This window comes from Rhodococcoides fascians NBRC 12155 = LMG 3623 (genome assembly GCF_001894785.1).
Lineage (GTDB): Bacteria > Actinomycetota > Actinomycetes > Mycobacteriales > Mycobacteriaceae > Rhodococcoides > Rhodococcoides fascians.
Map to the genome: position 1 here is coordinate 20868 of NZ_BCWW01000008.1, position 25041 is coordinate 45908.

Annotated in this window: 26 protein-coding genes and 1 tRNA gene; 20 read left to right on the plus strand and 7 right to left on the minus strand. The window is 64.5% G+C overall.

The genetic code is table 11. The annotated features are described in order from the left end of the window. Nucleotides 1-22 precede the first annotated feature (22 nt). Complete coding sequence (locus RFA01S_RS17050) at nt 23-1345, plus strand: hemolysin family protein (protein WP_027497496.1); 1323 nt, start codon at nt 23-25, stop codon at nt 1343-1345. 16 nt (nt 1346-1361) lie between these two features. Next, nucleotides 1362-2276, plus strand: coding sequence for a GTPase Era (era, locus tag RFA01S_RS17055; protein WP_032406753.1), 915 nt, complete (start codon nt 1362-1364; stop codon nt 2274-2276). An 18-nt stretch (nt 2277-2294) separates the two neighbouring features. Here the strand turns inward: era and RFA01S_RS17060 are convergent, their stop codons facing one another. After that, entirely contained in the window at nt 2295-3716 is a 1422-nt protein-coding gene (locus tag RFA01S_RS17060) for an amidase (RefSeq protein WP_032406752.1), read from the minus strand. Nucleotides 3717-3788: 72 nt separating this feature from the next. On the opposite strand from RFA01S_RS17060, the gene recO reads away from it, so the two are divergent. From recO to RFA01S_RS17080, 4 genes are read left to right on the plus strand one after another with little or no spacing between them, the layout of a single operon-like run. Continuing rightward, nucleotides 3789-4622, plus strand: a complete 834-nt coding sequence (gene recO / locus RFA01S_RS17065; protein WP_032368171.1) for a DNA repair protein RecO — start codon at nt 3789-3791, stop codon at nt 4620-4622. Continuing rightward, entirely contained in the window at nt 4579-5397 is an 819-nt protein-coding gene (locus RFA01S_RS17070) for an isoprenyl transferase (RefSeq protein WP_045841262.1), read from the plus strand. Before recO ends, RFA01S_RS17070 begins: the two co-directional genes overlap by 44 nt. Next, nucleotides 5390-5794 (plus strand): hypothetical protein, encoded by a 405-nt coding sequence (locus tag RFA01S_RS17075; RefSeq protein ID WP_032406751.1) that lies wholly within the window; start codon nt 5390-5392, stop codon nt 5792-5794. Before RFA01S_RS17070 ends, RFA01S_RS17075 begins: the two co-directional genes overlap by 8 nt. Nucleotides 5795-5827: 33 nt before the next feature. Further along, the gene (locus tag RFA01S_RS17080; protein ID WP_230592967.1) at nt 5828-6835 is read left to right on the plus strand and encodes an iron-siderophore ABC transporter substrate-binding protein; all 1008 of its coding nucleotides are present in this window, start codon (nt 5828-5830) and stop codon (nt 6833-6835) included. A gap of 7 nt (nt 6836-6842) precedes the next feature. Here RFA01S_RS17080 and RFA01S_RS17085 read toward each other — a convergent pair whose 3' ends face one another. Then, a complete protein-coding gene (locus tag RFA01S_RS17085; protein WP_027497490.1) occupies nt 6843-7283 on the minus strand; it encodes a Fur family transcriptional regulator in 441 nt (146 codons plus the stop codon). Beyond that, on the minus strand, nt 7280-7690 hold the full coding sequence (locus RFA01S_RS17090) for an ArsR/SmtB family transcription factor (RefSeq protein WP_032368439.1): 411 nt from the start codon (nt 7688-7690) through the stop codon (nt 7280-7282). Before RFA01S_RS17090 ends, RFA01S_RS17085 begins: the two co-directional genes overlap by 4 nt. Nucleotides 7691-7935: 245 nt before the next feature. Here RFA01S_RS17090 and RFA01S_RS17095 point away from each other — a divergent pair, with 245 nt between their 5' ends. Beyond that, nucleotides 7936-9321, plus strand: a complete 1386-nt coding sequence (locus RFA01S_RS17095; protein ID WP_032368169.1) for a glycine--tRNA ligase — start codon at nt 7936-7938, stop codon at nt 9319-9321. Nucleotides 9322-9390: 69 nt separating this feature from the next. On the opposite strand, the gene RFA01S_RS28405 is transcribed toward RFA01S_RS17095, so the two are convergent. Further along, nucleotides 9391-11442, minus strand: coding sequence for a TPM domain-containing protein (locus RFA01S_RS28405; protein ID WP_032370246.1), 2052 nt, complete (start codon nt 11440-11442; stop codon nt 9391-9393). A 122-nt stretch (nt 11443-11564) separates the two neighbouring features. Here RFA01S_RS28405 and RFA01S_RS17105 point away from each other — a divergent pair, with 122 nt between their 5' ends. The 7 genes from RFA01S_RS17105 to dnaG are packed head-to-tail and all read left to right on the plus strand — an operon-like array spanning nt 11565 to nt 19037. Next, on the plus strand, nt 11565-12479 hold the full coding sequence (locus tag RFA01S_RS17105) for an ABC transporter ATP-binding protein (RefSeq protein ID WP_032406750.1): 915 nt from the start codon (nt 11565-11567) through the stop codon (nt 12477-12479). Then, complete coding sequence (locus RFA01S_RS17110) at nt 12476-13270, plus strand: ABC transporter permease (protein ID WP_032389212.1); 795 nt, start codon at nt 12476-12478, stop codon at nt 13268-13270. Before RFA01S_RS17105 ends, RFA01S_RS17110 begins: the two co-directional genes overlap by 4 nt. A gap of 46 nt (nt 13271-13316) precedes the next feature. Next, complete coding sequence (locus tag RFA01S_RS17115; RefSeq protein ID WP_032382908.1) at nt 13317-14426, plus strand: sensor histidine kinase; 1110 nt, start codon at nt 13317-13319, stop codon at nt 14424-14426. Further along, nucleotides 14423-15031, plus strand: a complete 609-nt coding sequence (locus RFA01S_RS17120; protein ID WP_027497483.1) for a response regulator transcription factor — start codon at nt 14423-14425, stop codon at nt 15029-15031. The genes RFA01S_RS17115 and RFA01S_RS17120 overlap by 4 nt, the downstream gene beginning before the upstream one ends. 55 nt (nt 15032-15086) lie before the next feature. After that, a complete protein-coding gene (locus RFA01S_RS17125; protein ID WP_032382766.1) occupies nt 15087-15803 on the plus strand; it encodes a YdcF family protein in 717 nt (238 codons plus the stop codon). Then, on the plus strand, nt 15804-17078 hold the full coding sequence (locus RFA01S_RS17130; protein ID WP_027497481.1) for a deoxyguanosinetriphosphate triphosphohydrolase: 1275 nt from the start codon (nt 15804-15806) through the stop codon (nt 17076-17078). It abuts the gene before it with no gap. 42 nt (nt 17079-17120) lie between these two features. Continuing rightward, nucleotides 17121-19037, plus strand: coding sequence for a DNA primase (dnaG, locus tag RFA01S_RS17135; protein ID WP_032384555.1), 1917 nt, complete (start codon nt 17121-17123; stop codon nt 19035-19037). Here the strand turns inward: dnaG and RFA01S_RS17140 are convergent. Further along, entirely contained in the window at nt 19034-19279 is a 246-nt protein-coding gene (locus RFA01S_RS17140; RefSeq protein WP_027497479.1) for a hypothetical protein, read from the minus strand. The two genes, dnaG and RFA01S_RS17140, sit on opposite strands and share 4 nt — an antisense overlap. A gap of 182 nt (nt 19280-19461) precedes the next feature. Between RFA01S_RS17140 and RFA01S_RS17145 the strand changes: the two genes are divergently transcribed. Next, nucleotides 19462-19534, plus strand: a tRNA-Asn gene (locus tag RFA01S_RS17145). A gap of 273 nt (nt 19535-19807) precedes the next feature. Beyond that, on the plus strand, nt 19808-20722 hold the full coding sequence (locus RFA01S_RS17150) for an AfsA-related hotdog domain-containing protein (RefSeq protein ID WP_072692126.1): 915 nt from the start codon (nt 19808-19810) through the stop codon (nt 20720-20722). Here RFA01S_RS17150 and RFA01S_RS17155 read toward each other — a convergent pair. Further along, the gene (locus RFA01S_RS17155; RefSeq protein WP_027497477.1) at nt 20700-21341 is read right to left on the minus strand and encodes a ScbR family autoregulator-binding transcription factor; all 642 of its coding nucleotides are present in this window, start codon (nt 21339-21341) and stop codon (nt 20700-20702) included. The genes RFA01S_RS17150 and RFA01S_RS17155 overlap by 23 nt on opposite strands. Before the next feature lie 162 nt (nt 21342-21503). On the opposite strand from RFA01S_RS17155, the gene RFA01S_RS17160 reads away from it, so the two are divergent. The 3 genes from RFA01S_RS17160 (at nt 21504) to RFA01S_RS17165 (ending at nt 23717) form a co-directional block, all read left to right on the plus strand. Beyond that, nucleotides 21504-21971 (plus strand): NUDIX hydrolase, encoded by a 468-nt coding sequence (locus RFA01S_RS17160; protein WP_032399938.1) that lies wholly within the window; start codon nt 21504-21506, stop codon nt 21969-21971. Nucleotides 21972-22042: 71 nt separating this feature from the next. Then, entirely contained in the window at nt 22043-22195 is a 153-nt protein-coding gene (locus RFA01S_RS27840) for a hypothetical protein (protein WP_155288446.1), read from the plus strand. A 55-nt stretch (nt 22196-22250) separates the two neighbouring features. Next, the gene (locus RFA01S_RS17165; protein ID WP_027497475.1) at nt 22251-23717 is read left to right on the plus strand and encodes an MFS transporter; all 1467 of its coding nucleotides are present in this window, start codon (nt 22251-22253) and stop codon (nt 23715-23717) included. Between the two features lie 11 nt (nt 23718-23728). On the opposite strand, the gene RFA01S_RS17170 is transcribed toward RFA01S_RS17165, so the two are convergent. After that, entirely contained in the window at nt 23729-24451 is a 723-nt protein-coding gene (locus RFA01S_RS17170; protein ID WP_027497474.1) for a GAF and ANTAR domain-containing protein, read from the minus strand. Nucleotides 24452-24561: 110 nt separating this feature from the next. On the opposite strand from RFA01S_RS17170, the gene RFA01S_RS17175 reads away from it, so the two are divergent. Then, nucleotides 24562-25029 carry a universal stress protein gene (locus tag RFA01S_RS17175; RefSeq protein ID WP_027497473.1) on the plus strand — a complete coding sequence of 156 codons (468 nt, stop codon included), beginning with the start codon at nt 24562-24564 and terminating at the stop codon, nt 25027-25029. Nucleotides 25030-25041: the final 12 nt, after the last annotated feature.

A 25041-nucleotide genomic window follows, 5' to 3' on the forward strand; every position in this document is an offset into this window, starting at 1 on the left:
CGGGAGTGCGGGGTCCTAGCGCGTGAGCAGTGCTGCCGCACTCATCGTCTTCGCCGTTCTGCTGGTTCCTCTCGGCGGCTTGTTCGCCGCAGTCGATTCGGCCCTGAACACCGTCTCGCGGGCGCGAATCGAAGACATGGTCAAGGACGAGCGACCGGGTGCCACCGGCCTCGTCGTCGTGGTTGCCGACCGCCCGCGGTACGTCAATCTCATGGTGCTGCTTCGTATTCTGTGCGAAATCGGCGGCACGGTGCTGCTCGCAGGCGGCCTGACCCAATTGATCGACTCGACCACCGCGCTCGTGATCACCGCTGTGGCAATGGTTTTGGTCAGTTACGTCGTGATCGGCGTCGGTCCGAGAACGCTGGGTAGGCAGAACGCGTACTCGATCGCGCTCGCCGCAGCGTTGCCGTTGCGCGCCCTTGGCTGGCTCCTCGGGCCGATCAGCAGGCTGCTCATCCTCATCGGTAACGCGATCACCCCGGGCAAGGGATTTCGCAACGGCCCGTTCGCATCCGAGATCGAGCTACGTGAGCTGGTCGACATGGCTCGCGAGCGCGGAGTCGTGGCCGACGACGAACGCCGAATGATTCAATCGGTGTTCGAGCTGGGCGATACCTCGGCCCGCGAGGTCATGGTGCCGCGGCCTGAGATGGTGTGGATCGAATCCGACAAGTCGGCGGGGCAGGCGACGTCGCTGGCCGTGCGCAGTGGGCACTCTCGCATCCCGGTGATCGGCGAGAACGTGGACGATATCGTCGGCGTGGTGTACCTCAAAGACCTTGTGCAGCAGACGTATTACTCCACCGACGGTGGGCGAGGCGTCCAGGTCTCCGAACTGATGCGTCCGGCGGTGTTCGTACCGGACTCCAAGCCGCTCGACAGTCTTCTCGCCGAGATGCAGCGAGACCGAAACCATATGGCGTTGTTGGTCGACGAGTACGGCGGCATCGCGGGCCTGGTGACCATCGAGGACGTCATCGAGGAGATCGTCGGCGAGATCGCCGACGAATACGACTCGGACGAGGTAGCACCCATCGAGCAACTCGAAGACGGACGGTTCCGGGTGTCCTCGCGGGTACCGCTCGAGGATCTGGGTGAAATCTTCGGTATCGACATCGAATCCGAGGAGGTCGATACCGTCGGCGGACTCCTCGGCTACGAGCTCGGCCGCGTGCCGCTGCCCGGTTCCGAAGTAACCACTCACGGGCTGTTGCTGCGCGGCGAGGGCGGAGCCGACCCGAAGGGCCGCGTCCGCATCACCACCGTGCTGGTCGAAAAGCTCGAACCCGACGAAGAATCCACCGAGGACGACGACTCGTCGGACGTCACTCACCAACACTGAAATCTGGAGGTGCTCGATGTCCGAGCAACACACCGAAGAGTTCCGATCCGGATTCGTCTGTTTCGTAGGCCGGCCCAACACCGGCAAGTCCACCCTGACCAATGCACTGGTGGGGTCGAAGATCGCCATCACGTCCTCGCGACCCCAAACCACGCGCCACACGATCCGCGGCATCGTGCACCGCGACCACGCGCAACTGATCCTCGTCGACACCCCGGGGCTGCACCGACCGAGAACGCTTCTGGGCCAACGCCTCAACGACCTGGTGCAGGACACCTACTCCGAGGTCGACGTCATCGGACTGTGCATCCCCGCCGACGAGAAGATCGGACCGGGCGACCGATGGATCCTCGAACAAGTGCGGCACATCGCGCCGAAGACCACCCTGATCGGCATCGTGACCAAGATCGACAAGGTCAAGAAGGAACGCGTCGTACATCAGTTGATGTCGTTGTCGAAGCTGCTGGGCGAGAATTCGCACGTCATCCCGGTATCGGCCGAATCCGGTGAGCAGATCGAGAAGCTCGTCGACCTCCTGGCCTCCGAATTGCCGCCGGGTCCCGCCTTCTATCCCGACGGGGAACTGACGGACGAGCCGGAGGAAATCCTCATGGCCGAGCTGATCCGCGAGGCAGCGCTCGAAGGTGTCCGCGACGAGCTCCCGCACTCGCTGGCAGTGGTCATCGAGGAGGTCGTGCCGCGCGAGGGCCACGACAACATGCTCGATGTGCACGCGATCCTGTACGTCGAACGGTCCAGCCAGAAGGCCATCATCATCGGCAAGGGCGGTTCGCGACTCAAAGAGGTCGGCACCGCGTCGCGACTGCAGATCGAGAAATTGCTCGGTACCCGCATCTACCTGGATCTGCACGTCAAGATCGCCAAAGACTGGCAGACCGACCCCAAGCAGATGGGCAAGCTCGGTTTCTGACGTGCCCTGACGAGCAGGCTACGAGGTGTCGCTCACCTGGGTCCACCACGGCTCGGGGCGTCGGCGATGCCACTGCAGTACGTTCTCGAGTTGAGCGGCCACCGAGACCAGCAGTGGCTCCGTGGACTCGTGACCCATCAGCTGCAGACCGATCGGTAGACCGGCTTTCGTCAGTCCCGCGGGGACGTTGACGCTCGGCCAACCGAGGACGTTCCACGGCCACGTGTACGGGCAGTGTTCGGTGATCACACGGTCGGTGTCGGCGTTGGAGATGCCGTCGATGGCGTCGACCCGCGGAGGCGGCGTGGCCGTCGTCGGGGCGAGCACGATGTCGTAGTCGTCGAAGAACTGGCCGATGCGGCGGGCAATCCGTGGCTCCGCCGCGCGGGCCGCCCGCAGTGGTGCGCCGGCGAGGGCTCGTCCGCTCCGGGCGTTGGCTCGGGTGCGGGGGTCGGCCAGAGACGGGTCGGGCAGGCGGTCGAGCCAGGCCGCGACCCCGGCCAACGACCGCGGTAAGAAGTTGAGCCCCAACAACATTCCGTACGCAGGATCGTCGACGACCACGCGGTGACCGAGCAACCGCAGCACGGCAGCCATCTCGTACGCCGCAGCCGTGATCTCGGGATCCAGTGCCGCGGGTGTCGGAATGAACGGCTTGCGCAGACTCAACGCGATGCGCAGGGAACCGGGGTCGCGGCCGACGGCGTCCGAGACGGTCAGCGGAGTGGGCCGGTGCAGATCGCCGTCGTGCCCACCGGAGACCACATCGAGAAGCAGGGCTGCGTCGGCCACCGTTCGGGCGAGTGGTCCGATGACGGTGATGCCGTTGAACGCCTCGGCATCGGGCCAGGTGGAAATTCGGCCGCGCTGCGGCTTGATGCCGACGAGGTTGGTCCACGACGCCGGGATGCGCACCGAACCGGCACCGTCGGAACCCAAAGCGGCGGAAACCAATTCGGCTGCTACCGCGGCAGAACTACCACCGGAGGAGCCCCCCGGAGTCCGGTCTCGATGCCACGGATTTCTCGTGTGGCCGAACGAGCCGCCCGTGAACGGCCATTGCCCGAGTTCGGGACTGTTGGTCTTTCCCACGATGATCGCCCCTGCCGCACGCAGTCGGCGGACCACCTCGGAGTCCTCGGTGGCAGGAGGAAACCGGCCCGCGCAGCCGAAGGCGGTCGGTTCGCCGACGATGTCGACGTCGTCCTTGACTGCGATAGGAACGCCGAGCAGGGGAGCGGACGAGCCCGCAGCGATCAGCCGATCGGCCTTGGCGGCTTCGGCGAGGGCGGCATCTCGTCGCACGATCCGGAACGCGTTGAGGGTGGGTTGACTGCGTTCTATGCGATCCAGCGCAGCGGTGACCACCTCGACCGAGGTGACGCGTCTCGACGCGAGTTCGGCAGCCTGAGCAACGAGTGTCGACCGATGGAAATCCACGTGTGCACAGTATCGACTCACCGTCAGCGCGGGAACGATCTTCGTCGACGCCCACGTGGGACACTGGAGAGCGTGAGGCCATACCGTGACAACGCAGTCGTCCTGCGCCAGCACAAGCTGGGTGAGGCCGATCGCATCGTCACGTTGCTGACCAGGGAGAACGGTATCGTTCGTGCGGTGGCCAAGGGGGTGCGCCGCACCAAGTCCAAGTTCGGCGCACGGCTGGAGCCGTTTGCGCACATCGACGTGCTGCTCTATCCGGGACGCAACCTCGACATCGTCACTCAGGTGCACACGGTGGACGCGTTCGGCGGGGACATCGTTGCCGATTACGGCCGGTACACGACCGGCTGCGCTGTCCTCGAAACCGCCGAGCGTCTGGCAGGCGAAGAACACGCCCCCGCGCAGCGCCTGCATCAGCTGACCGTCGGCGCGCTGCGTGCCCTTGCGCAGCACGTGCGGCCGCCCGAGTTGGTACTCGACGCGTATCTGCTGCGTGCGATGGGTTTCGCCGGATGGGCTCCCGCACTGACGGACTGCGCTCGATGCGCTGCGGTGGGGCCGCACCGTGCGTTCCACGTTGCCGCAGGTGGCGCTGTGTGCGTGCATTGCCGACCGCCGGGATCTGCGACGCCATCGAGCGGTGTTCTGGATTTGATGGTGGCCCTCGAACGAGGGGAGTGGGACTACACCGTCACCACCTCCGATGCGGTCCGAAAGCAGGCCAGTGGCCTGGTGGCGGCTCATTTGCAGTGGCATCTCGAACGCCAGCTCCGCACACTTCCGCTCATCGAGCGCTCGCATCCACACCAGGTGCCGCTGGCCCAACCTGACTCCGTGTTCGCCGACACCGTCGGGCAGGATGGGGACCGTGATTCGACGACGCGAGCCGCAACACCGGCCTGACGAACGGCCGGCGGTTCGCCCGCCGGACCCGCACCCCTCGGGTGCGCGGCCGCCAATCTTGCAGCCGGAGCTGATTCCTCGTCACGTCGCTCTGGTCATGGACGGTAACGGCCGGTGGGCTCAGGATCGTGGATTGCCGCGAACCGCAGGGCACGAGCAGGGCGAAGCAGTACTGATGGATGCCGTCTGTGGCTGCATCGAAATCGGTGTGCAGTGGTTGTCTGCGTACGCTTTCTCGACGGAGAACTGGAAGCGCAGTCCCGACGAGGTCAAGTTCTTGATGGGCTTCAATCGCGACGTGATCCGGCGTCGACGAGACGAGATGAACGAGATGGGTGTGCGGGTGCGCTGGGCAGGTCGGCGACCGCGACTGTGGGGCAGCGTCATCAAAGAACTCGAAGTGGCCGAGGAGCTGACGAAGCACAACACGGTGATGACGCTGACCATGTGTGTCAACTACGGCGGGCGAGCCGAAATTGCCGATGCCACAAGAGAAATCGCGCGTCAGGTTGCCGCCGGAAAGATCAACCCGGAAAAGATCACCGAGGCGACCGTTGCGAAGTACCTCGACGAGGCGGACATGCCCGACGTCGACCTGTTCCTGCGTCCCTCGGGGGAGCAGAGAACCTCCAATTTCCTGCTGTGGCAGTCGGCCTACGCGGAGTTCGTGTTCCAGAAGAAACTGTTCCCCGATTTCGATCGTCGAGATCTGTGGGAGGCCTGCATCGAATTCGCGTCGCGGGACCGACGATTCGGTGGAGTGAAATATGAGTGACGATGTATCTGGCCTCACCTTGCAGACGCGGGCTCAGTTGGCGCTGACGCAGTTCGCCACTGTCACTGTGGGGGAGGAAGGCTCTCTGGGGTTCGACTATGCAGGTGCGCTGTGCTCGCTACGCGCGGTGCAGCTCTCGCCGGAGCTCGAGGTGCTTTCGCTCACCGCGGTACTGGCCTGGGATCGACCGCTCAAGCCCGCACTGCACAAGAAGGTAGCCGACCGCAACGCCGATTCGCAGTTCGGCGCGATTTCGGTCAACACCCACGACAAGCTCGCAGATGTGTTGTTGCGCTACACCTTTCCGGCCAACGGGTTGGACGACGAAGCGATGTTGACGATGTTGATTCTGGTGCTCGCCGGGGTCGAGAAGGCCCGTGAGGGTTTGCTGCCCTGAACGGTCGTCTAAGGTAAGCCTTTACTTACTCACGTGAAGGCGGTAGCAATGGCGGTTCGAGTGTCCAGAATGCTGACGGCAGTGGTGGCGGTGATGGCCATCGGCGCGTCCGCAACTGCCTGCTCCACAGCAGAACCCGACAACAGCGCGGCCCAGTCTGCGGACGGTGTATTCCCGGTGGTCATCGACCACATCTACGGCAGCACGACCGTTCCGGAGAAGCCCACCCGCATAGTCACACTCGGAGTGTCCGACGCCGACGCCGTCATCGCGCTCGGAACCGTCCCGGTCGGAAACACCGGATACACCTTCTACGAGACCGGACTCGGTCCGTGGACCGACGAGTTGGTGGGCGACGCACCACTGACGCTGCTGGGCTCGGAGTCCGAACCGAACTTCGAGCTGATCGCTTCTCTGCAACCGGATCTGATCACCGGGCTGAACGCCGGCTTCGACGAGGCCACCTACGCGCAACTCAGCGATATCGCCCCGACCGTCGCTCGACCGGCCGGATCGGCGGCATACGCCGTCGATCGCGAGGTGGCCACCGACACCATCGCCCGGGCGATGGGCGAATCCGATCGTGGCAAGGAGCTGAACACCCAGACCACGGCTGCACTCGAACAGGTTCGAGCCGCACATCCGGAGTTCGCGGGTAAGACTGCCGCCGTGGTACTTCCGTACGACGGTCAGTTCGGCGCATATCTGCCGGGGGACGCGCGGGGGACGTTCGTCACGTCATTGGGCTTCGGGATTCCGGACCCGATCCTGGCCGAGGACAACGGCACCAACTTCTTCGTTCCGGTCTCGGCCGAGAACATTTCCACGCTCGACGCCGATGTGGTGCTCTATCTCGGCACCGGCGACGACATCGACGTCGTGGCCGAGAACCCGATCTTCGGAACACTGACAGCCGCCCGCAACGACGCGATCGTTCCGTTGTCCACCGATCAGCGTGGGGCGATCACGTACAACTCGGTGCTGTCCATTCCGTTCGCCATCGATTCGGTGGTGCCTCGCCTGGCGGGTGCGGTGGGGTGAGAGCTGTTCAGTGACCGGCCGTGCTGCACTGACTGCAGGTGCCGAATATCTCGATGGTGTGGCTCACGTCGCTGAAGCCGTTGGACTCGGCGACACTCTGCGACCACTTCTCGACGGTGGGACCCTCGACCTCGACGGTGAATCCGCATGCTCGGCACACCAGGTGGTGATGATGGCCCGAGGAGCAACGCCGGTAGACCGACTCGCCGTTGTCGGTACGCAGAACGTCGACCGTTCCTGCGTCGGCAAGGGTCTGCAGTGTGCGGTATACGGTTGTCAGGCCGATCCCCTCACCGCGCTTGCGCAGCTCGTCGTGCAGATCCTGCGCGGACTTGAACTCCTCGATGGTGTCGAGCAGATCCGAGATCGCACTGCGTTGCTTCGTGGCTCGTACTCCGACTACGACGGGTCGTCTCGGAGTGGCGGTATCGGTCGTCTTCTCGGTCACAGGTTTCGGCCTTCCTCGGCGTGAGCCACGGCGTCGACGACGATGTGGGAGAGATGGTCGTCGACCAGCCGGTACAGGACCTCGCGGCCGTTACGTTCTCCGCGGACCACGCCGGCCGCCTTGAGAACCCGCAGATGCTGGCTGATCAACGGCTGTGTCACACCGAGGGCGACGACGAGTTCGTGAACGCAGCGCTCGGATTCTCGGAGCTGCAGCACGATGGCGATCCGAACCGGTGCGGCCAGTGCACGCAGGATGTCACCGGCCGCGGCCAGGGTCTCCTTCGGCGGAAGTAACGCCGGGGGAGCGGCGGCGAACGGGTCGTCGTGCACCGGGCGTTCCGGATCCTGCAGATGCGCCGCCGTCTCCATGGACGAGTCGGTTCTGTGGGTGTGCACCGTGGACATGGCTGCGGCTCCTTCGGTCACCGGTCGGTTGTCGAATTCTCCCTGCACGGTCGACGTCATGAACTCAGGCTAGTGCAGTCATCGTTATTGCAAATCATATTCATTGTGATATGCACAGGTGCGCATGTCAATTTCGGTGCCCGACCGCTGTTCGGAATCGACGACCGAGCCAGATAGTCTGATCAGGGCGAAAACCGCCCACGTCACCTCTTACACGATGTAACCGAAGATGGAGAGCTCCGCCAGTGGCACCCAAGTCCAAGGTCGAAACCGTCGCCAACCTCGCCAAGCGCAGAGGTCTCGTCTACCCGTGCGGCGAAATCTACGGCGGTACGAAGTCGGCCTGGGACTACGGTCCGCTCGGCGTCGAGCTCAAGGAGAACATCAAGAAGCAGTGGTGGCGCAACATGGTCACCAGCCGCGACGACACCGTCGGGCTCGACTCGTCGGTGATTCTGCCGCGCCAGGTGTGGGAGGCCTCCGGCCACGTCGAGACGTTCTCCGATCCGCTCGTCGAGTCGCTGCACACCCACAAGCGCTACCGTGCCGATCACCTCATCGAGGCCTACGAGGAGAAGCACGGCCACCCGCCCGAGAACGGACTCGCCGATATCCGCGACCCGGAGACCGGTGAGCCCGGTTCGTGGACCGAGCCGCGCGCATTCTCCGGCCTGCTCAAGACCTTCCTCGGCCCGGTCGACAACGAAGAGGGGCTGCATTACCTTCGCCCCGAGACCGCCCAGGGCATCTTCGTCAACTTTGCCAACGTGCTGACGACCTCACGCAAGAAGCCGCCGTTCGGCATCGGCCAGATCGGCAAGAGCTTCCGCAACGAGATCACGCCGGGAAACTTCATCTTCCGCACTCGCGAGTTCGAGCAGATGGAGATGGAGTTCTTCGTCAAGCCCGGCGAGGACGACGAGTGGCATCAGTACTGGATCGACTACCGCATGAAGTGGTACACCGATCTCGGCATCGATCCGGAGAACCTGCGGCTGTACGAGCACGCCAAGGAAAAGCTGTCGCACTACTCCAAGCGCACCGTCGACATCGAGTACCGCTTCGGCTTCCAGGGCAGCGCCTGGGGTGAGCTCGAGGGCGTCGCGAACCGCACCGATTACGACCTGACGGTGCATTCGAAGGCGTCGGGCCAGGACCTGAGTTACTACGAGCAGGCCACCGATACCCGATACACCCCGTACGTCATCGAGCCGGCCGCCGGCTTGACTCGGTCGCTGATGGCGTTCCTCGTCGACGCGTACACAGAGGACGAGGCACCCAACGCCAAGGGCGGCGTCGACAAGCGTGTCGTGCTCAAGCTCGATCGTCGTCTTGCCCCGGTGAAGGTCGCGGTGCTTCCGCTCTCGCGTAACGCCGATCTGACGCCGAAGGCGAAAGATCTTGCGCAGCAACTGCGTCAGTACTGGAACGTGGAATTCGACGATGCCGGAGCCATCGGCCGTCGCTACCGTCGCCAGGACGAGATCGGTACCCCGTTCTGCATCACCGTCGACTTCGACACCCTCGACGACCACGCCGTCACCATTCGTGAGCGCGACACGATGGCACAGGAGCGCGTGGCTCTCGATCAGGTCGAGGGCTACATCGCCGCCCGTCTGATCGGCGCGTAGGGCTGTAGGCAATACACAGGGCCCGATCTCTCGGTGAGAGATCGGGCCCTGTCGCATGTCTGGGTCGAATCAGAAGCGGCCGCCGCCGCCACCGAAGCCGCCGCCTCCACCGCCGCCGAAGCCCCCGCCGCCGCCTCCACCGCCGCCGAAGCCCCCGCCGCCGAATCCACCACCGAATCCGCCTCCGCCTCCGCGCAGCACGCTGTTGATCAGGATTCCGCCGAGCACGGCGCCTGCTACGTTGCCGCCGCTACTGCCGCCGCGTGGGCCGTGCCGATTTTCCCAGTTCTGCACATCGGACTGGGCGATCTGCGATGCGCGCGAAGCCAATTGGCTGGCGGCATGCGCGTGCTTGAGAGCCTCGTCGGGATTGTCCGGCTCGAGCTGACGAGCTGCACCGAGATGCCGTTCGGCTTCGGACAAACGCGTTCGAGCATCGGCACCCACGCCGCCGCGGCGCGTCGAGATGTAGTCCGCGGCAGCAGTGATCTGCGCCTGAGCAGCCGCAATATCGCGTTCCAGACGCGCACGCAGCTGATCCTCGGCGGCCTTCTCCGCCGACGCTTCGTCGACGATCTTCTCGAGTTCGGAATCTGCTGCGGCAAGGGCGGTGTAACTACCGAGCGGATCGCTCGACTGTGCCGTCTCGGCGTTCTTCAATGCCGTCTGTGCCGCAGTCATCGCCGCCTGCAGTTCGGTGCCGCCGTGTTCGGCCAGTCCGCGAGCCTGCTCGATGTCCCGGCGGACGTCCGCGATGGCGTCGGGCAGGGTGGCTATTGCGTGCCGTATGTCGTCGCGGGCGTGGTCGACTCCGTCGAGCAGTGACTTCGCCTGATCGACGGCTCGTTCCGCGGTCCGAATCGCTGTGACGGCCGGGCCCTGCTTACCGGGCGGCAGTGCTGCGGCCTTGCGGCCGGCTTCGATGTTCTCCTCGGCCAGGGAAACTCGATCCTTGGCCATCGTGACGTTGTCGGCAATCGATTTCAATGCGGTCTCGGAGAATTCCGAATGCAGTTGAGCGAGTACGGCTTCGGACTGCGGAATGCGCACCGTCAAGCCGATGATGGCTTGGGTGAGCTCGTCGAGATGCGAACCGGCGTTCATGACGAGGTCGCGGAATCCGTCGAATTCCTCGACCCGAGAGTCGAGTTCGCGATCTGCCTGGCCGCACGAGGAGATGATTTCGACGAGCATCGCCCGTCGCTGATCGGGGGTTTCAGGAATGGCGTCGTCGAGCCGCTGACGGATCTCGAAGGCAGAGGCCAGAGCTTTCTTTGCGTTGTCGTACGCCGTGATGAAGGGAGCGGCTGCCGAATCGCCGAATTCGCCTCGGGCGAGGGTCAATTCCTCCTCGCTGGCTCGCACGGCGTTGTCGGTCTCGATCAGAATTTCCTTGGCGCGGGTGTCGAGAACGTCGATCGGGAATTGGGCCAATGCTGCCGGGTCGCTCGGGTCGATCTTCGCCACCGCTTCCACCTCGGCGGCCACTCGAGCCTTCTTGCGCCGTGAGGAGTAGACAACAGCTCCGCCGCCTGCGACGGCCAACACCCCGACACCGATCAGCAGCGGTGCCGACGACCCACCTCCGCCGCTCGACGCATAGGCCTCGCCGAGAGCGCCGGCCGCAGCTATGGCCGCTCCCGACCAATCCTCTTCGCCCAGCGCAGGTTCGACGTCGTTGACACGAATGTCGTCCTGCTCCGCCGTGGTGATCTGCGAGAGCCCGGTGTTGACGCCGAGGTAGTACGACCGATCGACGGTCGCCACTGCGAGCAGGACGTCACGCTGGCCGAGATCGCTCCGTTGGTATGTCTGTTCGGCCCAGTTCGCCGCCGACATGTTGTCGAAATCCGCAACGTAGGTGACCCACAGCCTGACCTGGCTGCCGCCGTACAGGTCGTCGATGGACGTCTGCACCTCGGCCAGCGAGTCGGGATCGAGTGCCTGCACGTTGTCGGTGATCTGGGTGGCGAGGCGCGACGGTGCCTCGGCGGAGGCGACGCCGGGGGCGAGGAGAACCGCAGCGAACAAGGTCAGAGCACCTGTTGCGGTGAGGCGACGGAATCGATGGACCGACCTACGGACTGTGGCGCTGGAGTGCCGCCGGTGCTGGACTGCCATGCGCTGAAATCTACCGGCTCCAGGGTGTCCGAAACGAGCAGGTCGATCCATGACAGTTGTCATCGTGCAATCGTGACGCTCGGTCGAGGTGGTCGGGCTCGGATCGCAGCAGAGTAACTGTCATGACCACAATGAAGGCAGTCGAACTGCGAGGCGTCACGAAGACATACGGATCGGTCCGTGCGGTGGACGGGATCGACCTGTCCATCGAGCCGGGCGAGGTAGTCGCTTTTCTCGGACCGAACGGTGCCGGGAAGACGACGACCATCGACATGATGCTCGGCCTGGCCACACCCACCACCGGGACGGTGTCGGTGTTCGGCGGAACTCCGGCCGACGCCATCGCTCAGGGGCGCATCTCGGCGGTGATGCAGACCGGCGGACTTCTTCGCGACCTGACCGTCCGCGAAACCGTCGAACTGACCGCGGCGCTGTTCGCCCGAACTCGGTCGGTGAAGGAAGTCCTGACTCGGGCCGGCATCGCCGACATCGGCGACCGGCGAGTGGCCAAGTGCTCCGGCGGCCAGCAACAGCGACTGCGATTCGCACTTGCACTGTTGCCCGACCCGGATCTGCTGGTGTTGGACGAGCCGACCACCGGCATGGACGTCGAGGGTCGACGTGACTTCTGGAACGCCATTCGCCAGGACGCGAGTACCGGCCGAACAGTGCTGTTCGCAACGCACTACCTCGACGAGGCCGATGCCTACGCCGACAGAATTGTCCTGGTGCGGCACGGCAAGATCGTCGCCGACGGCAGCGCCGCCGAGGTCAAGAACCTCGCGGCGGGACGCACGGTCACCGCCACTCTGCCCGGTGTCGACCGGTCAATGTTGCTCGCTCTTCCCGGAGTCGACCGGGTCGAGACGCGCGGCGACCGGGTGATCGTGCACGGACGCGACTCCGACTGCGTTGCCCGCTACCTGCTCAACGACGCGCACGCGACCGATCTCGAAATTGTCTCGCGGAACCTCGAGGACGCGTTCCTCGCTCTGACCACCGATGCCGACACCGAACTCGCCGGGAGTATCCGATGACCACGACCTCGCCCCGCCCCACCGCTGCCAGAGCCGTTGCGTACGGCGGATTTTCGCCCACGTTCCTCGGACTCGAAGTCCGTCGCCTGTTCCGGAACAAGCGCACGTTGGTCTTCACGTTGGTCATGCCGCCGGTGTTCTTCGTCATCTTCGGTACGCAGTCGGACTACCGGACCAACTATCCTTTCGCGCACGGCAATGTCACGGGCTACATCGCCATCAGCATGGCCGTCTACGGAGCGATGCTGGCCACCACCAGTGGGGGAGCGATGGTCTCCGTCGAACGCGCTCAGGGCTGGAGCAGGCAGCTGCGACTGACTCCGCTCAAACCTGTCGCTTACATCGTCACCAAGATGCTCGTCGCCATGACGATGGGTGCTGCAGCGATCGTCGTGGTGTTCGTCGTCGCGGCATTCTTCGGAGCCGACATGCCGATCTGGGTGTGGCTCGCGTGCGGAGTGATCGCGTGGCTCGGATCTGCGGTGTTCGCCGCATTCGGGTTGTTCATGGGGTACCTGCTGCCCTCGGAGAACGTCATGCAGATCCTCGGACCGGTACTGGCCTTCCTCGCCCTGGCCGGCGGATTGTTCGTCCCGCTCGGTGACAGCGGCTGGTTCCCGATGCTGGCGAAGTTCACCCCGCTGTACGGTCTGGCGACTGTGGCCCGGGCTCCGTTCACCTCGGCCGACGCAGGCATCCTCGCCGTCGCAGTGGTCAACCTGGTGGTGTGGGCGGTGGTGTTCATCGCAGGAGCGGCGCTGCTGTTCCGGAAAGACACCAAGCGTGCCTGACGCGGAAACCACCGATCGTGTCGCCCACGGAGATACCGTGGGCGACATGACCACGTTCACCGCCGACCTCCCCGAGGGCAGGGTTTGGCGGTACGGCTGGATGTTCGGAGCCATCTGGCTGATATACCTGATCTATCCGTTGAACGAGATTCTGTCGTTGGAATTTGTGGCGGCACGGGTCCTCGGTATTGCCGCGATCGTCGGGTTCGGAGTCGTGTTCACGGCCACCTTCTGGCGCTTTCGCAACGGTCACCGCCGCGGACACCCGCTGCCGGTACGGCAGGCCTGGATTGCGCTCGCGGCAATGCTGGCCCTGACCGCGGCGATGAGCGCGCTGATCGGAACCACCGGATTCGGTGCAACGATCTACATCGCGGTGCTGGCGATGATGACGCTGCCGGTTCGGCAGGCGTGGACGTTGGTCGCGGTGATGGTGGTGGCCATCGAAGTGGCACCGCGGGTCATCCCGTCCTGGGAGCCCGACAACTTTTTCGCGTTTCAGTTGCTGATCAGCTCGGCCGCCGCGTGGGGTATCACCCAGGTCTTCCAGCGCAACCACGAATTGGCCGTGGCGCGGCAGCAATTGGCGGATCTGGCCATCGTCGCCGAACGTGAGCGGATGAGCCGAGACGTGCACGACATTCTCGGGCATTCCCTGACCGTCATCACTGTCAAGAGTGAACTGGCCGGCAGATTGCTCGAGATCGATGCTGCCCGAGCAGCTGTCGAGATCGCCGAGGTGGAAACCCTTGCAAGGCAAGCACTCGCCGATGTGCGCAGCACTGTCGGCGGCATGCGGCAAATCGACATCGGCACCGAACTGGCAAGCGCACGAACAGCTCTGGTGGCCGCCGCCATCGACGTCGAGCTGCCCGCGGATGCCGACGTCGTTCCACTGCGACACCGCGAACTGTTCGGCTGGGTCCTGCGCGAAGCGGTGACCAACGTGGTGCGACACTCCCACGCACGCCACTGCCGAGTGATGCTGACGCCCTCGAGCATTTCCATCGTCGACGACGGATGCGGGCCGGCCGAGGAACACTGTGGAGGAAACGGGCTCCGCGGGTTGGGTGAACGCGTGAGCGCTGCCGGTGGTTCACTGACGGTCGCCCGGGTTCCGACCGGCGGATTCAAGGTGGAGGTCTCGGCACCATGAGTATCAGACTGTTGCTGGCCGACGACCAAGCGCTGGTGCGCGGTGCCCTCGCAGCATTGTTGGGGCTCGAACACGACCTCGACATCGTCGCCGAGGTGGGACGAGGCGACGAAGTGGTGGCGGCGGTTCTCGAACATCGACCCGACGTCGTGCTGCTCGACGTGGAAATGCCGGGCAAGAACGGCATCGACGTCACCGCCGAGCTGGCTCAGGTGGTACCGGAGTCGAGAGTGCTGATCGTCACGACGTTCGGCCGGCCCGGATATCTGCGCCGTGCGATCGATGCCGGAGCCTCCGGATTCGTCGTCAAGGACACTCCAGCCAAACAGTTGGCCGACGCCGTACGACGGGTCCACATGGGACTGCGCGTCGTCGATCCCGCGCTGGCGACCGAGACGCTCACCGAGGGCGTTTCCCCGCTGACCGCCCGTGAGCAGGAAGTTCTTCGCGCAGCGTCGAAGGGTGGAACGGCCGGTGCCATCGCGGCGCAGGTGCACCTGTCGGAGGGGACGGTGCGTAACCACCTGTCGTCGGCGATCGGAAAGACCGGCACCAGCACCCGGGCCGAAGCGGTCCGAGTCGCCGAGGACCGTGGGTGGCTCTGACCTCCCGAGGCGCGCCGTGAGCGCCGAAGATGCGCGGGCCTGGCAAACTCGAGGGGTGAATTCAACTCTCGACCGAGATTCGTACGGCGACCCGTACGACGACCGGTATGCCCCGGACCCCGGTCCCGAGCGGCTGGGCTTCTTCGGAACGCTCGGACGCTGGACGGGTCGGTTGGTCGCGGGAGTGATACTGATGGCCCTCGTCCTGGTGGCAGGTACCGCGGTGCGCGTGTGGCAGGTGGCTCGGATCGACGACCATACTGCGGCGGACGCCATCGTCGTACTCGGTGCTGCGCAGTACAGCGGTACGCCCTCGACGGTGTTCGAGGCACGCTTGGCGCAGGCCGCGTCGTTGTACGAGCAGGGCATCGCTCCCGAGATCGTCACCGTCGGCGGCAAGCAGGAAGGTGACCTGTTCACCGAGGCGGCGTCGGGTCGCAATTACCTGATAGATCAGGGCGTGCCTGCCGACGCGATCGTGGCCGTCGAAACCGGATCGGACACCCTCGAAAGCATCGAAGCCGTCAGCGCCACGCTACGAGATCAGGGCAAGACATCGGTGGTGCTGGTCAGCGATCCGTGGCACTCGCTGCGCACCCGAACCATGGCGCGCGACGCCGATCTCGATGCGTGGACCTCGCCCACCCGCACCGGGCCTGCCGTCTACACCCGCGAGTCGCAGGCGCACGGAATAGCCAGGGAGACAGGCGCTCTGCTGTGGTACCAGTTGACGCACTTCACCGCTGATTTCTCCTACACGGCAGGCCAGTAGATGACCGGCACATACTCCGAGCACGACGTCGAACGATTCGTTCCCGAACCGCCCAAGACCGCTGGGCTTCGATCCGGGGCGGACAACGCCTCGCATCGGAGTGCGTTCGCGCGAGATCGAGCGCGGGTCTTGCACTGTGCTGCCCTGCGTCGTCTTGCGGACAAGACCCAGGTGACCGGGCCCCGCGACGGCGACACCCCGCGCACCCGGTTGACGCATTCGCTCGAGGTCGCGCAGATCGGGCGCAGCATCGCGGAGGGGCTCGGCAGCGACCCCGATCTGGTCGATTTGGCGGGCTTGGCACACGACATCGGTCATCCTCCCTACGGACACAACGGCGAGCGAGCCCTCGACGAGGTGGCCCAGGACTGCGGCGGATTCGAGGGCAACGCGCAGAACCTGCGCATCCTGACCGGCCTCGAGCCCAAGATCCTCGACTCCGACGGCAACAGCGCGGGGCTCAACCTCACCCGCGCCGCCCTCGACGCCGCGATGAAGTATCCGTGGACCAGGCCCGCGCCGGGCGCGAAATTCGGTGCCTACGACGACGACTCGGCCATTCTCGGCTGGGTACGCGACGGTGCACCGGACAAGCACAAGTGCCTCGAAGCGCAGACCATGGATTGGTCCGACGACGTCGCCTACTCGGTGCACGACGTCGAGGACGGCGTCATCGACGCCAGAATCGACCTGCGTGCACTATCCGATCCGATCGAGCAGCGGGCACTGGCCGAACTCGGTGTCTCGGAGTTCCGCGGACTCGACGTCGACGAGTTGATCGAGGCGGCGAGCCGGCTGTCCAAGATGGACGTCGTCGTCGCGGTCGGCAGATACGACGGCACCCTCACCGCATCCGTGGCGCTCAAGCACATGACGAGCGAGCTGGTCGGGCGATTCGCCACGGCTGCCATCGACGGAACCCGCCAGAAGTACGGCACGGCAGCGTTGACGCGATACGACGCCGACCTCGTGGTGCCGTCGATCGTCGCGTCCGAAGTGGCTCTGCTCAAGACGATGGCACTGCGGTACGTCATGTCCGACGCCGGGCACAAGATTCGGCAGGAACGTCAACGTGACCGGATCCATCGCGTCGCCGAGTGGTTGATGCGCTCGGCGCCGGGCGAACTCGATCCCATCCTGGTGCCCGCGTGGCAACGCGCGAACAGCGACGCCGAACGGACTCGCGTCGTCGTGGATCAGATCGCGTCGTACACCGAGAGTCGACTCGAACTGGTGGACAAGCGGTCGCTCGGGGCTCAGGCCAGCTGGGGTTGATCGACGGGTGTCGGGCGTCTTGTTCGACGCTAGACTCCAGTCGTGGCCGGCCGAATTCCTGAACGTGACATTGCCGCCATTCGCGAACGCACACGGATCGAAGACATAGTCGGCGACTACGTCTCGCTCAAGCGCGCGGGCGGCGACTCCATGAAGGGGTTGTGCCCCTTCCACGACGAGAAGTCCCCGTCGTTCCATGTTCGGCCCAATCATGGCCATTACCACTGCTTCGGCTGCGGCGAAGGTGGTGATGCCTACTCCTTCCTCCAGAAGATCGAGCACATTTCGTTCGTCGAGGCCGTCGAGCAACTCGCCGATCGGCTGAACTACTCGATCTCCTACGAGGGCGGAGGGCCCTCGGTCCAACGTGATCGAGGGACCCGCGCGCGCCTGATCGCCGCGAACGCGGCGGCTCAGGAGTTCTACGCCGGCCGGCTCAGCGGGCCCGATGCCCAGGCCGCACGGGACTACCTGACCGAACGCAACTTCGACGGCCACGCCGCGCTGGCCTACGGCTGTGGATACGCACCCGACGGCTGGGACACCCTCACCAAACATCTGCTGGGCAAGGGCTTCGAAGCCAAGGAGATAGTCGACGCCGGCCTGGCAACCCCGGGCAAGCGCGGCACACCCATCGACCGATTCCGGCGCCGGTTGGTGTGGCCGATTCGCAGTCAGAGCGGCGACGTCATCGGCTTCGGCGCACGCAAGCTGTTCGACGACGACACGATGCCCGGAAAGTACATCAACACTCCGGAAACGATGCTGTACAAGAAGTCTCAGGTGTTGTTCGGGCTGGATCTCGCGCGCAAGGAGATCGCGAAGTCGCATCAGGCCGTCATCGTCGAGGGCTACACCGACGTCATGGCGATGCACCTCGCCGGCGTCAAGACCGCGGTGGCGTCCTGTGGCACCGCGTTCGGCGAAGACCACCTCGCGATGCTGCGCCGACTGATGATGGACGACAGCTACTTTCGCGGTGAGGTGATCTACACCTTCGACGGTGACGACGCCGGCCAGGCCGCGGCCATGAAGGCGTTCGAGGGGGATCAGAAGATCGCCGGGCAGACCTTCGTCGCCGTCGCACCCGACGGAATGGACCCGTGCGACCTGCGCCTGAAATCCGGTGACAACGCCGTTCGCGATCTCGTGGCCCGGCGGACCCCGATGTTTGCCTTCGTCGTCAAATCGCTGCTCCGAGAGCATGATCTGGACACGCCCGAGGGGCGCGTCGAAGCGCTCAAGCGCACTGTTCCGGTGGTCGCGCGAATCAAGGACGCCTCACTGCGGGACGAGTACGCCAGGCAGCTCGCCGGGTGGACCGGCTGGGACGACACTGCGATGGTGCTCGCCCGCGTGCGCGACGAGGCGAAGAAGGGTGCCCGAGGCGACACGAGCGGTAAACGCGTGCCCTTCGAGAAGCGTCAGGCAGCGCCGACGGAAGCCCCCACCGGGCCGCCGCGTCCGAACCCCACCGATCCGACGCTGTGGCCGCAACGAGAGGCCCTCAAGGCGGTGCTGCAGATGCCCGCGGTCGCCGGCACCGTCTTCGATTCGCTGCCACCCGAAAGCTTTCATCATCCGGCGTACGCCGCGGTGCGTGATGCCGTGGCCGCGGCCGGCGGCACTGCCGCGGGCCTGGGCGGTGGGGAGTGGGTCGACGCAGTGGCCAAGCAGGCCAAGGACGCCGTGGTGGTGTCGTTGGTGACGGAGTTGGCCGTCGATCCGATGCGCGTGGCCGACGACGCTCTCACGCGCTACATCTCCGGTGTGCTCGCCCGGCTTCAAGAGGTGTGGGTGGGCCAACAGGTCGCCGAACTGAAGTCCAAGCTGCAGCGCATGTCGCCTGCGGAGAAGCCGGACGACTACAACGCCCTGTTCGGTGATCTCATCGCCCTCGAGCAGTACCGCCGCAGCCTGCTCGAACTCGCCGTGGGAAGCGTCGCCGAGGTCGGTTAGCGCCGCAGCTGATCGCGCGGGACGAAAACCTGGTCTTCGTCGTCGACCGGCTTCATCGGCTCGAGTCTCGGCTGCGTGTTCAGAGAGTCGGACAACTTCTGACGGCCGACCTCGATTGCCTTCTTGGTGGCCGGGCTCGACGCGACGGCGCTGGCCGTCTTGCGAATCTGCTCGTAGCGGCCCCGTCCGGCCTTGGCTCCCAGTACATATGCAGCTCCAGCCGCCAGTACCAAACGAATCATCAGTGGGTCCTTCCGTAGAGCGTGCGGCCGTTCTTCCATCTTGCCCGACGAACCTCGAGCAGGGCGATTCGGTACACAGCGGAAGCTGTTCCGGCGCTCTCGTGGGCCCGATTTGGTACTCACAAGGGGGTGTGCGCTATTGTTTCCAACGGCTCGCACGAGAGTGTGACGCCGCAAGGTAATCCCCCATAGCTCAATTGGCAGAGCATTCGACTGTTAATCGAAGGGTTCCTGGTTCGAGTCCAGGTGGGGGAGCGCAGTCCCCGTCCGGCTTGTCCGGGCGGGGATTTTTGCTGTCCGGGGTCGCTCGCCCGTGACCGGGTCGGTCGGCGAGAACGTACCGCACATGTGGTACCGAGAGTCCCGGACAGCTATCAGATCGTGACCGAATCTTCTGTATATCGATCGAATGAATCAGGTCGACGGATGCCAGTTTTGTCGGTGTCTCGCGACATACTGTTCGTGCGATCCGGGACGCTCGGAAGTGCTGGAAAAAGACGGATCGGTCGGGTTCTAAGGGGCTTTGAAGTGAGTTTGAGTTACGCATCCACCGTTCCACGCCAGCTCGTGCATCGACGCTCTCCGGCGGACGTGCTGTTGACCGACTACGAGACGGTCGACGGTATGCATCGTGCGGCGGTACAGCTGCCGACGTCGCATCGCATGTTCGTGCCGGTACGTCGCACCCACGATTCGTTGATGATCGCCGAGGCGCTGCGGCAGGCAGTGAGCCTGTTCTGTCACGTCGAACACGACGTCCCGCTCGACCACGTGGTCTACATCGAGCACTTCCGGTTCGACATTCTCGACCTGCTGTCGGTCGACAACATCGACGATTCGCTTGTCGCCGAGTCGATCACGACCGACCGCACATTCGAGGACGAGTCGCTGGACAACCTGAAGCTGTCGGCTCGACTGCTCAACCGCGGTCAGGTCGTCGCCTCCGGAACGGCGTCCGTGCGTCCCATCGGACCGGACGTCTACTCCAAGGTCCGCAAGCCGACCATGGCCGACCCACACTTTCGGTACCTTCCCGCCGGAACCGAGGTGGCAGAACCGGCCGGAGTCGGCCGTCTCGACCCCTCAGATGTCGTACTGGCTCGTCATACCTCGGACGGGACGCTCGTGGTGGCTCCGGATCCGCGGAACCTGGCGATGTTCGATCATTCGGTGGAATACCTACCGGGCGTCACCATGCTCGAAGCCGCCCGTCAGGCGTTGCGTTTGGCCACCGGTTGCGTGGGACTGGACTTCACGTCCCTCGAGGTCAGGTTCTTGGGGTTCGCCGAATGGGCCAACCCGTGCACGGTCATCGTCGACAGCGACACGACCGACGGCATTCACCGCATTCAGTTCGAGCACGACGGGGTCGTGCTCTCGGCGATGTCCGTCACGGCGACACCCGAACCGTGGCTACCGCTCAGCGATCGTTCCAGTCGATGAGCGGTGCATCGGCTACCGCTCGTATCCGGGCCAGTCGCCGGCGAGGGGCGATCGACGGTAGCAACAGGTGCCACATCTCGGTCATCCGAAGCTGGAGGTCGGCGCGTCCGGTGAGCATCTCCGAGACGGTCTGAACTCCCGTGAACGATGCAACGATCATCCTGGCGAGTGCGGCCGTGTCCACGTCGTCGACGATGTCGCCTTCGGTCCGGGCGCGCTCGGTCAACTTCGCGATCATTCCGATCCAGTCGTCGAACGATTGCGCATTCGGATTCTGAGCCGTCGTCGATTCCAACGTCAACCGCATGCCGCCACGTGCGATGGGGTCGGTCTGCAGCTGACGCGCCAACTCCTTGGTGATTAGGATCAGGGCATCGATGGCCTTCGGTGTGCTTTCGATGATGGTGACGGTGGCAGCGGTGGCAAGAGCCATCTGTGCCTCGATCACGGCCTGCGCCAGATCTTCCTTCGACGAGAAGTGGAAGTACATCGCACCCTTGCTGACGCCGGCGTTGGCGATGATGGTGCTCAGACTGGCTGTGCCGTAGCCGAACTTGTCGAAGCTCGATGCGGCTCCCACGAGTACGGCCTGCCTGGTCGATTCTGCGCGCTCTTGCATCGGTAGACAATAGCTGGTACCCGCTTTCGCGGCACTCTCCGAGTCAAAAGACGGCAATTCAACGAAAATCGGTGTCGATGCCCAAGGGGCGAACCGTGCGCGCCTGCTCGAATGGTGATGGGGGATAACGGTGAGCGTGCAAATTGATGGCACGCTCATCACATGGTCAACAAGAGCGCGGGCATTCTGCTGTTTCGGGTGAACGCCGACGTGGTGGAGGTTCTGATCGCCCATCCCGGCGGCCCGTTCTGGGCGCGGAAGGACGACGGTGCGTGGTCGATAGTGAAGGGGGAGTTCACCGAGGCCGAAGACCCGTGGACCGCGGCTCAGCGCGAGTTCCGAGAGGAAGTCGGCATCGAGGTGCCTGCGGGCAACCCCATCGAGCTCGGCACCGCCACACAGCGCGGCGGGAAGATCGTCACCGCGTTCGGGATCGAGTCCGACCTCGATGTCTCCACTGCGATGAGCAACACATTCGAGATCGAATGGCCGCCGAAATCCGGAAAGATGCAATCGTTTCCCGAGGTAGACCGCATCGAATGGTTTTCGGTGCCGCTGGCGAGGACAAAGCTACTGGCCGCGCAGCACCCATTTCTCGACGCGGTGGAGGCCTTTGTGGAGTTGCGCTAGTTTCGGCGTCGAATCCGGGGGTATCCGGCGGCCGGAAACGACGGCCGCGGATGCAGGGTGGGAAGTGGAACATGACACCGATGGAGACGACCGACGCCGACACGGCTCGCGTGGAAACGGCTCTGCTGGAAGGTCAGTGGGCAGGTCGAATCGTGGCCTCGGGGTTCGTGGCTCTGGCCACCGGCCTGTCCTGGATGTTCGCCGCGTCCGCAATGATCGGCTAGCAATACCAGACCGTTCGGTCGATACTGCTCAGCGACTACTACGAAGGGCAGTGCAGTGACCGACGGTATTGCGTCAGCGACCCCACCGGCGATCGAGGTACCCAAGCGCGCCTGGCAAGCCCTGGTGGTTCTGTTGCTCGGCATGTTCATGGCCCTGCTCGACACCACCATCGTCAACGTCGCATTGCCGACGATCAGCACGACGCTGGAGGCATCGGAATCCGTTCTGTCGTGGATCATCTCGGGCTACGCGCTCGCGTTCGGTCTCGCCCTGATTCCGGCGGGCAAGGTCGGGGATCGGATCGGGCACAAGTGGGTGTTCTTCACCGGTCTCGCTCTGTTCACGGTGGCCAGCTTTGCCTGCGGACTCGCTCAGGACGATCTGCAGTTGGTGGTTGCCCGAGTGGTTCAGGGTCTGGCAGGCGGAATGTTCGTGCCCGCTGTCACAGCGTTCATTCAACTGCTGTTTCCAGGGCCTGTGCGCGGCAAGGCATTTGCGATCATGGGTGCGGTCATCGGAGTGTCGACTGCGTTGGGGCCGATCGTCGGCGGGTTGATCATCCAGGCTTTCGGTGAGGAGAACGGCTGGCGGTTGGTCTTCTGGGTCAACCTGCCGATCGGCATCGTCGGTCTGATCGCGGCGGCGGTTCTGCTGCCGAAGAAGGATGAATCCGAGCCGACTGCAAGGCCGGGCATCGACTGGCTCGGGTTGGTGCTGATCTCCGCCGGCCTCATCGCGCTGCTCGTACCGCTGATCGAAGGCCAGGAGCTCGGGTGGCCGTTGTGGACCTACGTGACCATTGCTGCAGGCGTGGGCCTGATTGCAGTGTTCGGCTGGTGGGAGGTGATCCACAGCGGTCGTGGACACAATCCGCTCGTGCCGCCGCGACTGTTCACCCGACCGGCATTCACCGGCGGTGTGATTCTCGCGCTGGTGTACTTCGCAGCGTTCACCAGCATCTTCTTCACCATCTCGTTGTTGTGGCAGACCGGGCTCGGCAATACGGCCCTCTCGTCCGGGTTGGTCTCGATACCGTTCGCGATCGGCAGCATCATCGCGTCCTCGCAGAGCAACAAGCTCACGATCCGACTCGGCCGCACCGTACTGATCCTCGGCGCATCGCTGGTGTCGATCGGCTTGATCTGGCTGTGGATCATCTTGGCGACCAGTTCCGCCGACACCATCTCCCATTGGACTCTGCTGGTCCCGCTGTTCATCGCGGGCTTGGGCAACGGCGCGTTCATCGCTCCCAACGCGCAGTTCATCGTCGCAACCGTCGACCGCGACGACGCAGGGGCCGCGAGCGGCGTCATCTCGACGATGCAGCGCGTCGGCTCCGCAATCGGTATCGCAGTCATCGGTAGTGTGCTGTTCGGCTCACTCACCATCACCGGCCCCGATACCGTGGGATCCGGCTTCCTGCACGGTGCCGCAATGGCCATGGCCGTCAGTGCCGCGTTCAGCGTCGTTGCGTTGGCGTTGGTGTTCGCTCTACCGAAGAAGGTGCAGAGCGGTCACTGATCTCGGCTCGTTCAGCTCGACAGGCCCTTGCCGTGCCGCTGGACGACCGTCGATGCGAGATCGGCGATCTTGACGTTGAGATCCTGCGACGATTTGCGGAGCAGTGCGAACGCTTCTTCGTCGGATACTTTGTGCAGCGCCATGATGAGGCCGATCGCCTTGCCGATCTCACGGTTACTCTCGAGGCCGTCGCGCAAGGTCGATGCCTCTTGGCCGTTCAGCATCGCCCCTACCGTCACAGAAGTGAATGCAGTCAGGATGACGGCTTTGTCGGCGGTGTCGGCATCGAAGGCACCTGCGGTGTCGGTGAACAGGTTGAGAGCACCCACCTTCTGCTCGTCGACCTTGAGGCGGAACCCCATCGCTCCCCGGACCGGCGTGCGGTTCAGGACACCCCGAGCCATTGCGGGCCACTGGGTGGGGCTGCTGAAATCCGGCTCGAGTTGGACGGCCTCGGTGGTCAGCGCATCCAAGCACGGTCCCTGACCAGTGGCGCGTTCGATGTCGTCGACGACGCGTGCCACGTCATCCGAGGCCGCGACGGTGACGGCCTTTCCGTGGCGCAACAACATGAGACTCGCGTGATCGCAGTGAGGGACAACCATCGTCGCGGCGTTGCAGATAGCGGTGTAGACCTCTTCTGCGCTACTGCCGCGATACACGATGTCGGCCAGAGCGGCGAATACAGTTGCCGGGTCGGTCGACGGAGCGTCGAACTGTTCGTCGTCGGTCATTGCTTCTCCCGTCGTGTGGCGCATGCCGGGCAAACCGGTTGCGCAGCACATCAACCGTACCGCCCTGCGCCGGGGTCCCTGCACCAATGGGCTGGCAGTAGCCTCATGTCGTGAGCAATGCGCAGGAATCTACGGGGTTCGAGTACGGCCACGACGGCCCGAAGTCCATCGTGGTGGGCGTCGACGGCTCGGATTCGTCCTGGCGGGCCGCCGCATACGCGGGAGGACTGGCCCGTAGGCAACAATCGCTTCTGGTGCTGGTCTACGTGCAGCCCATCGCCACCGCGTCGTGGGGCCAGGCGGGGATCTCGATGGTGGAAACGGGCCGACAGATCGCCGACGAACTCCTCGACTACATCAGAACCTCGGTGGCCCGCTTCGGGGAGCGAGAGCAGGTTCGCTGGGAATTCCGCACTGCGCAGGGTGATCCTTATAACGGACTCGTCGCGGTTGCCGATGGACTCCGCACCGACGCCGTCGTGGTGGGGGCCTCCGAACGCGCCGGGCACCGATTGGCGGGATCTGTGGCAGTGCGACTGGTCAAGGCGGGCCGCTGGCCGGTCACAGTGGTGCCATGAAGGCTCGAATTC